This is a genomic window from Pseudomonas sp. PDM25, from assembly GCF_019219045.1.
GTDB lineage: Bacteria > Pseudomonadota > Gammaproteobacteria > Pseudomonadales > Pseudomonadaceae > Aquipseudomonas.
Genome location: NZ_JAHUWL010000019.1, coordinates 1 through 11,743 on the forward strand (window position 1 = coordinate 1; position 11,743 = coordinate 11,743).

The 11,743-nt window shown below is 59.4% G+C and carries 12 protein-coding genes; 8 read left to right on the forward strand and 4 right to left on the reverse strand.

The window, feature by feature from the left end; genetic code table 11:
- Window positions 1-317 precede the first annotated feature (317 nt).
- Together KW848_RS26945 and KW848_RS26950 are read right to left on the reverse strand one after the other, a co-directional pair.
- On the reverse strand, window positions 318-1,811 hold the full coding sequence (locus tag KW848_RS26945; protein ID WP_218538605.1) for a CoA-acylating methylmalonate-semialdehyde dehydrogenase: 1,494 nt from the start codon (window positions 1,809-1,811) through the stop codon (window positions 318-320).
- Window positions 1,812-1,876: 65 nt separating this feature from the next.
- The gene (locus tag KW848_RS26950; RefSeq protein ID WP_008156489.1) at window positions 1,877-3,226 is read right to left on the reverse strand and encodes an aspartate aminotransferase family protein; all 1,350 of its coding nucleotides are present in this window, start codon (window positions 3,224-3,226) and stop codon (window positions 1,877-1,879) included.
- Between the two features lie 139 nt (window positions 3,227-3,365).
- Between KW848_RS26950 and KW848_RS26955 the strand changes: the two genes are divergently transcribed.
- The 3 genes from KW848_RS26955 to KW848_RS26965 all read left to right on the forward strand — a co-directional run bounded on the left by KW848_RS26955 (window position 3,366) and on the right by KW848_RS26965 (window position 5,743).
- Window positions 3,366-4,286 (forward strand): LysR family transcriptional regulator, encoded by a 921-nt coding sequence (locus KW848_RS26955; RefSeq protein ID WP_192410073.1) that lies wholly within the window; start codon window positions 3,366-3,368, stop codon window positions 4,284-4,286.
- 217 nt (window positions 4,287-4,503) lie between these two features.
- Entirely contained in the window at window positions 4,504-5,154 is a 651-nt protein-coding gene (locus tag KW848_RS26960; protein ID WP_102615727.1) for a TetR/AcrR family transcriptional regulator, read from the forward strand.
- 7 nt (window positions 5,155-5,161) lie between these two features.
- Window positions 5,162-5,743, forward strand: a complete 582-nt coding sequence (locus tag KW848_RS26965; protein ID WP_111449135.1) for a YigZ family protein — start codon at window positions 5,162-5,164, stop codon at window positions 5,741-5,743.
- 285 nt (window positions 5,744-6,028) lie between these two features.
- Here KW848_RS26965 and KW848_RS26970 read toward each other — a convergent pair whose 3' ends face one another.
- Window positions 6,029-6,244, reverse strand: a complete 216-nt coding sequence (locus tag KW848_RS26970) for a hypothetical protein (protein ID WP_218538606.1) — start codon at window positions 6,242-6,244, stop codon at window positions 6,029-6,031.
- 30 nt (window positions 6,245-6,274) lie between these two features.
- Here KW848_RS26970 and KW848_RS26975 point away from each other — a divergent pair, with 30 nt between their 5' ends.
- Genes KW848_RS26975 through KW848_RS26985 form a run of 3 tightly spaced genes read left to right on the forward strand, consistent with a single transcriptional unit; the run spans window position 6,275 to window position 9,884 of the window.
- On the forward strand, window positions 6,275-7,840 hold the full coding sequence (locus KW848_RS26975; protein ID WP_218538607.1) for an ABC transporter ATP-binding protein: 1,566 nt from the start codon (window positions 6,275-6,277) through the stop codon (window positions 7,838-7,840).
- 11 nt (window positions 7,841-7,851) lie between these two features.
- The gene (locus tag KW848_RS26980; RefSeq protein WP_218538608.1) at window positions 7,852-8,958 is read left to right on the forward strand and encodes an ABC transporter permease; all 1,107 of its coding nucleotides are present in this window, start codon (window positions 7,852-7,854) and stop codon (window positions 8,956-8,958) included.
- Complete coding sequence (locus KW848_RS26985; RefSeq protein ID WP_218538609.1) at window positions 8,958-9,884, forward strand: ABC transporter permease; 927 nt, start codon at window positions 8,958-8,960, stop codon at window positions 9,882-9,884. The genes KW848_RS26980 and KW848_RS26985 overlap by 1 nt, the downstream gene beginning before the upstream one ends.
- Window positions 9,885-9,966: 82 nt before the next feature.
- Here the strand turns inward: KW848_RS26985 and KW848_RS26990 are convergent, their stop codons facing one another.
- Window positions 9,967-10,389: a hypothetical protein gene (locus KW848_RS26990; protein WP_218538610.1), complete on the reverse strand. Its 423-nt coding sequence runs from the start codon at window positions 10,387-10,389 to the stop codon at window positions 9,967-9,969.
- A gap of 82 nt (window positions 10,390-10,471) precedes the next feature.
- Between KW848_RS26990 and KW848_RS26995 the strand changes: the two genes are divergently transcribed.
- Both KW848_RS26995 and KW848_RS27000 read left to right on the forward strand, forming a co-directional pair.
- The gene (locus KW848_RS26995) at window positions 10,472-10,822 is read left to right on the forward strand and encodes a MerR family transcriptional regulator (protein WP_218538672.1); all 351 of its coding nucleotides are present in this window, start codon (window positions 10,472-10,474) and stop codon (window positions 10,820-10,822) included.
- A 25-nt stretch (window positions 10,823-10,847) separates the two neighbouring features.
- The gene (locus KW848_RS27000) at window positions 10,848-11,534 is read left to right on the forward strand and encodes an SDR family oxidoreductase (RefSeq protein WP_218538611.1); all 687 of its coding nucleotides are present in this window, start codon (window positions 10,848-10,850) and stop codon (window positions 11,532-11,534) included.
- Window positions 11,535-11,743: the final 209 nt, after the last annotated feature.

Here is an 11,743-nt window from a genome sequence, read left to right on the forward strand (position 1 = left end):
TCTACAGCGTTACTCGCTGCTGTCAACACCTCTTTTACACCGCTTTCGACCGAGAAGATCGAATCGTCAATTAGGCAAAAACAGACTGCCCGATCAACTCCTTCTGGGCTTCGATGACCTGAAGCAATTCGTTGCCGAAAACTGCGTAACCCATTGTTTACCAAGGAGTTTTCCGTTTCGACTGCGCCGGAAGTGGGGCGAATTATAGACTTCCAGAATCTGCCGTCAACACCTATCTTCACAATTCTGTCATATAGGTAAAAAAGCCCCTTAAACGCAAAGGCCGGCCCCAAGGGGCCGGCCTTCTTCCCTTCTACTTACAAGCTAGGGAATGCGAACTGCGAAGCTTCATGGCTCGCTCGTTGTGGCCAGCGCTGGGTAATGGCCTTGCGGCGGGTGTAGAAACGCACGCCATCCGGACCATACGCATGCAAGTCGCCGAACAGCGAGCGCTTCCAGCCGCCAAAGCTGTGATAAGCCACCGGTACCGGCAACGGTACGTTGACGCCGACCATACCGACTTCGATCTCGTCGCAGAACAACCGCGCCGCTTCCCCATCACGGGTAAAGATGCAGGTGCCGTTGCCATACTCGTGATCGTTGATCAGCTGCATTGCCTCTTCCAGGCTGTTAACCCGGACAACACAAAGCACAGGCCCGAAGATCTCTTCTTTATAGATGCGCATTTCTGGCGTGACGTTATCAAACAGGCAGCCACCCAGGAAGAAACCTTCCTCATGACCCGCCACGCTCAGACCACGACCATCGACCACCAAAGAAGCACCCGCCGAAACACCGTCTGCTATATAGCCACTGACTTTGTCCCGAGCCTGACCGGAAACCAGCGGCCCCATGTCCAGACCGCATGAAGTACCGGCACCGATTTTCAGCGCCTTGATTTGCGGTACCAACTTGGCCACCAGCGCATCCGCCACCTGGTCACCGACGCACACAGCCACCGAGATTGCCATGCAACGTTCACCGCAAGAACCATACGCCGCGCCCATCAATGCGCTGACCGCGTTATCCAGATCCGCATCCGGCATCAACACCGCATGGTTCTTCGCGCCACCCAGTGCCTGAACGCGTTTGCCGCGCTTGGTGCCTTCGGCGTAGATGTATTCGGCAATCGGCGTCGAACCAACGAAGCTCAACGCTTTGACTTCCGGCGCTTCGATCAGCGCGTCCACCGCAGCCTTGTCGCCGTGCACCACACTCAGCACACCTTTAGGCAGACCGGCCTCGATCAACAGTTGAGCAATCAACAGCGTCGAACTTGGGTCACGCTCGGAAGGCTTGAGGATGAAGCAGTTACCGCAGACGATCGCCAGCGGGTACATCCACAGCGGCACCATGGCAGGGAAGTTGAACGGCGTAATACCGGCCACCACACCCAACGGCTGGAAGTCCGACCAGGCATCAATGTTCGGGCCAACGTTACGGCTGTATTCGCCCTTGAGGATTTCCGGCGCTGCGCAAGCGAACTCGACGTTCTCGATTCCGCGTTTCAGTTCACCGGCAGCGTCTTCCAGGGTTTTGCCGTGCTCTTCGCTGATCAGCTGAGCGATCCGCGCTTCGTTCTGCTCCAGCAATTGCTTGAAGCGGAACATCACCTGCGCGCGCTTGGCCGGCGGAGTGTTACGCCAGGCCGGGAACGCTGCCTTGGCCGAGTCGATGGCTTTTTGAATGGTTTCGCGGCTGGCCAATGGCAGCTTGTGAATCGCCTGGCCGGTGGACGGGTTGAACACGTCGGCCGTGCGACCGTCTTCGGTCACCAGTTCGCCATTGATCAAATGCGGAATAAGGCTCATGCGGGGCTCCAGAAAAGTTGTCCACAGGCACCCGTCACCGGGCGCCTCTATATAGAAGGGAAAAATCAGTCGATCTTGTTCAGCACTTCGCCGACCGCGTCGAACAGACGATCAAGGTCTTGCGGCTTGCTGTTGAAGGTTGGGCCGAACTGCAGGGTGTCGCCGCCGAAGCGCACGTAGAACCCGGCTTTCCACAGCGCCATGCCGGCTTCGAACGGACGCACAATGGCGTCGCCGTCACGCGGTGCGATCTGGATCGCACCGGCCAGGCCGTAGTTACGAATATCGATGATGTTTTTCGAGCCCTTCAGACCGTGCAGCGCATTTTCGAAATGCGGTGCGACTTCGGCCACGCTCTGCACCAGGTTTTCCTTTTGCAGCAGATCGAGTGCTGCCAGGCCAGCAGCACAAGCCACCGGGTGCGCGGAATAGGTGTAGCCATGCGGGAATTCCACCGCGTACTCCGGCGTCGCCTGGTTCATGAAGGTCTGGTAGATCTCGGAGCTGGCAATCACCGCGCCCATCGGGATCGCGCCGTTGGTGACTTGCTTGGCGATGCACATCAGGTCCGGGGTTACGCCAAAGGTATCGGCACCGAACATTTTGCCGGTACGGCCGAAACCAGTGATCACTTCGTCGAACACCAGCAGGATGTTGTGCTGATCGCAGATCTCACGCAGACGCTTGAGGTAACCCTGTGGCGGAACCAGTACGCCAGCGGAACCGGCCAATGGCTCGACGAACACGGCGGCGATGTTGGAGGCGTCATGCAGCTCGATCAACTTCAACAGTTCATCGGCCAGGGCGATACCGCCCTGCTCCGGCATGCCACGGGAATAGGCATTGCTCGCCAGCAAGGTGTGCGGCAGGTGATCGACGTCCATCATCGCCTGACCGAACATTTTGCGGTTGCCGTTCACGCCACCGAGGCTGGTGCCGGCGATGTTTACGCCGTGATAACCACGGGCACGGCCGATCATTTTGGTCTTGGTCGCCTGGCCTTTCAGACGCCAGTAAGCACGAACCATCTTCACTGCGGTGTCAGCGCACTCGGAACCCGAGTCAGTGAAGAACACGTGATTCAGATTGCCCGGGGTCAGGTCGGTGATTTTCTCAGCCAGCTGGAACGACAGAGGATGGCCGTACTGGAAGCCTGGCGAGTAATCGAGGGTGCCTAATTGTTTGGCGACCGCTTCCTGAATTTCCTTGCGGGTATGCCCGGCGCCGCAAGTCCACAAACCGGAGAGCGAGTCGTAAACCTTGCGGCCCTTGTCATCGATCAGCCAACTGCCTTCAGCCGCCACGATCAGTCGCGGATCGCGCTGGAAATTACGGTTGGCGGTGTAGGGCATCCAGTGAGCATCGAGCTTGAGCTGGCTGGCCAGGGACGTCGGGTTGTTTTCAGGCAAGTTCATGGGCAAAACCTCGCAGGGCAATAAGCGGCATAGAGATCAAAAGCGTTCTTGCAGCTAAATTGCCACGGGGATAAAGTCGGTGAAATCCAACTCTTCTAACGTTCAGTCAGCCCACCACTAAACTTTGAGTGTTTTGAGCATGAGCATCCGTCGCCCCGATCCGCTGGCGCAAGTCAGTGACTTTGATATCCGCTTATTGAGGATCTTCCGCAGCGTCGTGGAGTGCGGCGGCTTCTCGGCAGCGGAATCGGTGCTGGGGATCGGCCGCTCGGCCATCAGCCAGCAAATGAGCGACCTGGAGCAGCGCCTGGGTTTGCGCTTGTGCCAACGCGGTCGCGCCGGGTTTTCCCTGACCGAAGAAGGTCGCGAGGTCTATCACTCGGCCTTGCAGCTATTAAGTGCGCTGGAAAGTTTCCGCACCGAGGTCAACGGCCTGCACCAACATCTGCGCGGCGAATTGACCATCGGCCTGACCGACAACCTGGTCACCCTGCCCCACATGCGTATCACCCATGCCTTGGCGCAATTGAAGGAGCGCGGCCCCGACGTGCAGATTCAGATCCGCATGATCGCGCCCAATGAAGTCGAACAAGGCGTGCTCGACGGTCGATTGCATGTCGGCGTGGTGCCGCAGGCCAGCGCGCTGTCGGGGCTGGAATATCAGCCGCTCTATAGCGAACGCTCGCTACTGTATTGCGCGGTCGGTCATCCGTTGTTTTATGTCGACGATAAACAACTGGATGACGAGCGCCTCAATAGCCAGGATGCCATCGCGCCGACCTTCCGTTTGCCCGCGGAAATCCAGGCCCATTACCAGGCGCTCAATTGCACCGCCAGTGCCTCGGACCGTGAAGGCATGGCGTTCCTGATCCTGACCGGACGCTTCATCGGCTACCTGCCGGACCACTACGCCAGTCTCTGGGTGCAGCAAGGCCGGTTGCGTGCGCTGAAACCAAAGGTGCGGTTTTATGACCTGAGCCTCGCATCGGTCACGCGCAAGGGCCGTCGTCCGCATTTGGTGCTGGAAAGCTTCCTCGAAAGCCTGGCCGCCACACGCTAACCACCCCAATCCCTGTAGGAGCAAAGCTTGCTCCGGGCGGCGTTCCGACGATGGCGGCGTAACATTCAACATTAGTGATGACTGGCCTGCCGTCATCGCGAGCAAGCTTTGCTCCTACAGAGATGGGGGTAGGTTTTATCGCATCAGGACTTGTCTGATGCCGGTGGGTGCGCTATCAACGCACTGGTTGCACCCACTCACTTGTTCGGAAGTGCCTATGACCTTTGAAGTCCCCGCTCACGGCGGCAAACCTGCTAGCCGCATTCGTCAGAAGAACGAAGAGACCATCATCAAAGCCGCCGAAGACGAGTTCGCCCGTCACGGGTTCAAAGGCACCAGCATGAACACCATCGCCCTGAATGCCGGGTTGCCCAAGGCGAATCTGCATTACTACTTCACCAACAAACTCGGTTTGTACGTGGCGGTGTTGAGCAACATCCTCCAGCTGTGGGACAGCACCTTCAACACCCTGACTGCCGAAGATGACCCGGCCGAAGCGCTGACGCGTTACATCCGCGCCAAGATGGAATTCTCCCGTCGTCAGCCGCAAGCCTCGCGGATCTTCGCGATGGAAGTGATCAGCGGCGGCGAATGCCTGACCGAGTACTTCAACCAGGATTATCGCGCCTGGTTCCAGGGTCGGGCGGGCGTGTTCCAGGCCTGGATCGACGCCGGAAAAATGGACCCGGTCGACCCGGTGAACCTGATCTTCCTGTTGTGGGGCAGCACTCAGCATTACGCCGATTTCGCGACGCAGATCTGCCGTGTCACCGGTCGCACCAAGTTGACCAAGCAAGACATGGAAGACGCCGGCAACAACCTGATCCGCATCATTCTCAAGGGCTGCGGCCTGACGCCAACGATCTAAGACACTTATGCCTTTTACCCTCAGCGGTTTTTGCGAGTACCGCGAAGAGATTCGCAAAAGCCGCTTCATCACTTTCGCCGCACCGATCAGCAGCCCTGCTGAAGCCCAGGCGTTCATCGAACAGCACAGCGATTTGAATGCCTCGCACAATTGCTGGGCCTGGAAGCTTGGCGACCACTACCGCAGCACTGACGATGGCGAGCCCGGCGGCACCGCTGGCCGGCCGATTCTGGCGGCAATCGAAGCTCAGGATTGCGATCAGGTCGCGGTGCTGGTGATTCGTTGGTATGGCGGCATTCAACTCGGCACCGGGGGCCTCGCCCGGGCGTATGGCGGCGGCGCCAACAAGTGCCTGCAAGCAGCGGCAAAGGTTGAACTGATCAGTCGGGTGCCGGTGAGTTGTGCCTGTGCTTTTGCAGAGTTGCCGTTGGTGAAGCTTCGGGTGGCGGAACTGGGTGGACTGGTTGTGGAAGAAACGTTCACGGCCAACGGCGTAGACCTGCGATTGGCTATCGGCGAAAGCCAGATCGACACCCTGCAAACGCAGCTGGCAGGCTTGAGCCGCGGACGCATTTTGTTGCAGCACTAATCGCACCAACAACGTTCACCGCCCTTTCGTCGAACCGGTGCATTTGCCCACATCTACTGTGCACCCGGCTGTGGATAACCTGAGCACACCCGGCTGTAACCCTTCTGTCACGCGGCTTTGCGGGCTTTGCTCACTTTTCGTCCAATCCGTCATCAAAAAAGATAAATCCACGTAAAAACAATCAGTTAACGCGGTTTATCACCATTAGAAGAAAGCCACACAGTGCTTATGCCCGACCTTCGGGCTTGCGCACAAATACTGTGGAGCAATCTGTGGATAACCCGTTCATGGCTGTCGCCGCCCCATGTCCGGCATGGCTTGCAGTCGGTTGCTTGTTTTTTGACCAAACCCCTTGAGCAAAACCGGAGCCTGATCAACGGCTTTGCCCTCAAGTGGTGCCTGGTTCGGGATCGACATAGGGCGAGGCGCCGCCCTCAAAGCCTTTATCTGCAACGTATTTGATTTTTCCTGACTCAATGGCCAGGAAATTGCTTTGTCCACAGGCATCACTTCAATCGACCCGAGCCTGTCATGCCCAACCCCGTGCCGATCCTCGATCCAACACCTCGCCTGCAACTGCGCAACATCAGCAAGCGCTACCCCGGTTGCCTGGCCAACGATGCCATCGACCTGAGCATTGCACCCGGCGAAATCCACGCCCTGCTCGGCGAAAACGGCGCGGGCAAAAGTACGCTGATGAAGATCATCTACGGCGTCACCCACGCGGACTCGGGCGAGATGATCTGGCAAGGGCAACGCGTGACCCTGCGCAACCCGGCCCAGGCTCGGGAGCTGGGAATCGGCATGGTGTTTCAGCATTTCTCGTTGTTCGAGACGTTGAGCGTGGCGCAGAACATTGCCTTGGCGTTGGGCGCGGCGGCGGGTACACCGAAACAGCTTGAGCCCAAGATTCGTGAAGTGTCCCGGCGCTATGGCATGGCGTTGGAGCCGGAGCGACTTGTCCACAGCCTGTCGATCGGTGAACGCCAGCGGGTGGAAATCATTCGTTGCCTGATGCAGGACATCCGCCTGCTGATTCTCGACGAGCCAACCTCGGTGCTGACTCCGCAGGAGGCCGACGATTTGTTCGTCACCTTGCGCCGACTCTCCGCCGAGGGCTGCAGCATTCTGTTTATCAGCCACAAACTCGGTGAAGTTCGCGCGTTGTGCCACAGCGCCACGGTGTTGCGCGGCGGTCGGGTGGCCGGGCATTGCGTGCCGGCCGAGTGTTCGGATCGGCAACTGGCGCAGTTGATGGTCGGTGACGCCGCTGCGCTGATTACGGACTATCCGAAAGTCATTGGCGCTAATGCGTTCCTGAATGTGACGGGATTGTCCTGGCACAACCCCGATCCGTTCGGCTGTTCGCTGAAGGACATCGAGCTTGAAGTACGCAGCGGCGAAATCGTCGGCATCGCCGGGGTCGCCGGCAATGGTCAGGATGAGTTGTTGGCCCTGCTCAGCGGCGAAGAACCGCTCAGCCGCAACGACGGCGCAACGATCAGTTTCGCCGGGCAACCGGTGGCGCACTTGCGGCCGGACGCACGGCGCAAACTGGGCCTGGCCTTCGTCCCCGCTGAACGTCTGGGCCATGGCGCGGTGCCGGACCTGAGCCTGGCGGACAACGCCCTGCTCACTGCCTTTCAACAAGGGCTGGTCAGTAATGGTCTGATCCAGCGCGGCAAGGTCGAAGCGCTGGCCGAAGAAATCATCCGCCGCTTCGGGGTCAAGACACCCGATAGCCAGACACCGGCCCGCAGCCTGTCTGGCGGCAACTTGCAGAAATTCATCCTCGGCCGCGAGATCCTCCAACAACCGAAACTGCTGGTGGCCGCGCACCCGACCTGGGGCGTGGACGTCGGCGCCGCCGCGACCATTCACCGGGCGCTGATTGCCTTGCGCGCCGCTGGCGCGGCGATCCTGGTGATCTCCGAAGACCTCGACGAACTGTTCCAGATCAGCGACCGCCTCGGCGCGTTGTGCAGCGGTCGATTGTCGCCGCTCAAGGCCACGGTCGACACGCGCCTGATCGATGTCGGCGGCTGGATGGCCGGCCAGTTCGACGCCCCTCAATCACTCGCACCCGCAACGGTTTAACGGAGTTTCACATGCTGCTTTCTCTCGAACCCCGTGGCCAGCAATCGCGCCTGATGCTGTGGTGCTCGCCGTTGCTGGCGGCTGTCCTGACGTTGGGCTGTGGCTCACTGCTGTTTGTCGCACTGGGGCATGACCCGTTACTGACCTTGCACACGTTGCTCATCGCACCGATCAGCGACCTGTACGGCGTCTCCGAGTTGCTGGTCAAAGCGCTGCCGATTTTGCTCTGCGCGTTGGGGCTGGCGGTGGCGTACCAAGCACGAATCTGGAACATCGGCGCCGAAGGTCAGTTGCTGCTTGGTGCGCTGGCCGGCAGTGCATTGGCGGTGAACATCATCGACCTGCAAAGTCGCTGGGCGCTGGTGCTGATCCTGCTCGTCGGTACCCTGGCCGGTGCCGCGTGGGCCGGGCTGACGGCGTGGTTGCGCACGCGTTTCAATGCCAATGAAATTCTCACCAGCATCATGCTCAATTACATCGCCCTGAACCTGTTGCTGTTCTGTGTGCATGGGCCGCTGAAGGATCCGGCGGGATTCAACTTTCCGGAGTCGGCGATGTTCGGTGATGCCAGCCGTTTGCCGTTGCTGATGGAGGACGGCCGGGTCCACGTGGGCGTGTATTTCGCCTTGCTCGCGTTGGTCGCGGTGTGGGTGTTGTTGCAGAAAAGTTTTATCGGGTTCCAGATCAAAGTGCTCGGGCTGGACAAGCGCGCAGCGAGGTTCGTCGGCTTTCGCGAGAAGCGGCTGATCTGGCTGGCGCTGTTGATCAGCGGAGGATTGGCGGGGCTGGCCGGTGTGTGCGAAGTCACCGGGCCGATCGGCCAATTGGTGCCGCAAGTCTCGCCCGGTTATGGCTATGCCGCGATCACTGTGGCGTTTCTCGGGCGACTCAATCCCATCGGCATTCTGTTTTCCAGCCTGTTGATGGCGCTGCTGTACATCGGCGGCGAGAGCGCGCAAATGAGCATGAATCTGCCGCAAGCCATCACCCAGTTGTTCCAGGGCATGATGCTGTTTTTCCTGCTGGCCAGTGACGTGCTGATTCTCTATCGGCCGCGTTTGAACCTGCGTTGGTCCCGTCGTGCACCAGCCACCGCCGTACACGCAGGAGTGCTGTGATGGATATCGATCTGTTGAGCAATATTTTCTACGCCATGGTCCGTTGCGGTACGCCGCTGCTGTTGGTGGCTCTAGGTGAACTGATCTGCGAGAAGAGCGGCGTTCTGAACCTCGGCCAGGAAGGGATGATGCTGTTTGGGGCGGTGATCGGTTTTATCGTCGCGTTGAGCAGCGGCAACCTGTGGCTCGGCGTGTTGCTGGCGATGCTTGCCGGGATGCTGTTGTCGTCGTTGTTTGCGCTGGTGGCGCTGGTGTTCAACGCCAATCAGGTGGCCACCGGGTTGGCGCTGACGATCTTCGGCGTAGGCCTGTCGACGTTTGTTGGCGCGGCGTGGGTCGGTAAACCGCTGGCAGGTTTTGAGCCGGTGGCGATTCCTTATTTGAGTGAAATCCCGCTGATCGGACGGATGCTGTTTGCACAGGATCTGCTGGTGTATGTGTCGTTCGCGCTGTTTGCGCTGGTGGCCTGGGTGATGGTGAAAAGTCGCGTCGGGCTGATCATTCAGGCGGTCGGCGAAAATCCGGACGCGGCCAGTGCGATGGGTTTACCGGTGTTGGGCGTGCGCACGCTGGCGGTGCTGTTTGGCGGGGCGATGGCTGGATTGGCCGGGGCTTATTTGTCGCTGGCTTATACCCCGATGTGGGCGGAGAACATGAGCGCCGGGCGTGGCTGGATTGCCTTGGCACTGGTGGTGTTTGCCAGTTGGCGGGTGTGGCGATTGCTGCTGGGGGCGTATCTGTTCGGACTCGCCAGCATCCTGCATTTGGTGGCGCAGGGATTGGGGCTGGCGATTCCGTCGAGTCTGCTGGCGATGCTGCCGTATGTGGCGACCATTGTGGTGTTGGTGCTGCTGTCGCGGGATGCGCTGCGTACGCGGTTGTATGCGCCGGTGTCGTTGGGGAAACCGTGGCAGGCCGGGCATTAGTGGTTGTCTGCACCGGCCCCATCGCGAGCAGGCTCGCTCCCACAGGGTTCTGCAGCGACCAATAATCCTGCGGGCAACTCGGTCACTGTGGGAGCGGGCTTGCCCGCGAATGCTCCCGAACAGGCAACACCTGAGCCACGCCCCACGCCAATTCAAAGAACAGGAAAATTGCCAACAGCGAACTGGCGCCATGGAGCAAGGCATAGAGCTGCCAAGCCGAAAACAGAAATCTACCGACGGCGTCATACCGCCCATACACCTGCTGCGGATCACGAATCCGCAGCACCGCCCACACGCAGACAATCGACCCAAACAGATTGGCCATCAGCAAGTGCATCGGCTCAAACGGCGGCAACTCGCCGGACAAATTGAACGCCTGACTCACACTCGACAAAACGGCATGCAACGCCGCAAAGCTCCACGGCGTGACAAACGCCGCCGTCACGATCAAGTCATACCAGGCACTACCCTTCACCAACCGGCGATATTGCGTTGAAGTCCACATCCGTTTTGCTCCATAAATTCAGGGAGCAACAAGGCTAAAGCCTGGAGTATGCTCCAGGGTCAAGCCCTCTCGAGAAGTCATGATGCGCATCGGTGAATTAGCCCAGGCCAGCGCCGTCAGCCGCGACACGCTGCGTTTCTACGAGCAGCGCGGATTGATTGCGGCGCAACGCAGCGCCAACGGTTATCGCGACTATCCGGCGGACATGGTGCAACTGGTGCTGTACATCAAGACCGCTCAGCGATTGGGCTTTACCCTCGGCGAGATCGGCAACAGCGTCGCCGCGATATCGCAGTCGCCCGATCCCGACAGCGCCGTCACGCAATTGCTGCAAGACAAACTCAAACTGATCGAAACCCGAATCGACGAACTCGGCGCGCTGCGTCAGGAGTTGCAGCAACGGCTCGGTCAGCGTTGTCCATTGAATCCGTGATCCTCATTTATCAAGGAAGCCACTTATGTCTACGGCAAAAACCGCACTCATCATCGGCGCCTCCCGAGGCCTGGGCCTCGGTCTGGTGAAAACCCTGCTGGCCGACGGTTGGCAGGTCACCGCCACCGTGCGCAACCCGCAGAACGCCGAAGCCTTGCAGGCCTTGGGCAAGGTGCGGATCGAAAAACTCGACATGGACGATCAGCAAGCGGTCATCGCTCTGAGCCAGCAGCTCAAGGGCGAAGTGTTCGATCTGTTGTTCGTGAATGCCGGGGTTAAAGGCCCGGACGTTCAAACACCGGGCGGCGCGACGCTGGCCGAAGTCGGGCAACTGTTCTTCACCAATGCGGTGGCGCCAATCAATCTGGCCCAGCGTTTTGTCGGGCAGATTCGTGCGGACAGCGGCGTGCTGGCGTTCATGAGTTCGGTGCTGGGCAGCGTGACCATGCCGGATGCGCCGGAGCTGGCGTTGTACAAGGCGAGCAAAGCGGCGTTGAACTCGATGACCAATAGCTTCGTCACTCAGTTGGGCGAACAGAAACTCACCGTGCTGTCGCTGCATCCGGGTTGGGTGAAGACCGACATGGGCGGTGAAGGTGCCGACATTGATGTGGACACCAGCACGCGTGGGTTGGTCGATCAGGTGAATGCGTATACCGGCAAGGGCGGGCATCATTTTGTGAATTACCGGGGTGAAACCATTCCTTGGTAACCCATCGTCTACTGTGGGAGCGGGCTTGCTCGCGAAGAGGGAGTGTCAGTCAACATCAATGTTGCATGACGCACCGCATTCGCGAGCAAGCCCGCTCCCACATGGGGTTTTGCATCATATGGTCGGGCAAGGCTTGCCCGCCGGCTGGATTTGTTTGAAACTCCGCACCTCGTCCCCGCGGCGACCCTGGATCAGCAGACAGGGTAATC